The sequence below is a fragment of the Halomonas sp. SIMBA_159 genome (assembly GCF_046536035.1).
GTDB classification, from domain to species: domain Bacteria; phylum Pseudomonadota; class Gammaproteobacteria; order Pseudomonadales; family Halomonadaceae; genus Vreelandella; species Vreelandella venusta_A.
The window spans coordinates 1-266 of sequence record NZ_JAWJBT010000726.1; the positions used below are offsets into that span (position 1 = coordinate 1).

The 266-nt window shown below is 58.3% G+C and carries 1 protein-coding gene; it reads left to right on the forward strand.

What is annotated here, in order from left to right; genetic code table 11:
- Nucleotides 1-266: isochorismatase family protein (locus R0J87_RS21110; protein WP_498888725.1), on the forward strand; the 266-nt coding region annotated here is incomplete at both ends.

Genomic DNA, 266 nt, shown 5'->3' on the forward strand with positions numbered 1-266 from the left:
GGTTTTGTAAAGCCAATGGCATTCCGGTGATCTACACCGCCCAGCCGAAAGAGCAGAACATGGCAGACCGTGCCTTGCTGAACGATATGTGGGGGCCGGGTCTGAACAAATCTCCTGAGCTGCAACAAGTGGTTGCGGCGCTGGCGCCGGAAGCGGGCGATACCGTGCTCGACAAATGGCGTTATTCGGCGTTTCAGCGCTCGCCGCTGGAACACATGCTCAAAGAGCTGGGCCGTGATCAGCTGCTGATCGGCGGTATTTACGGC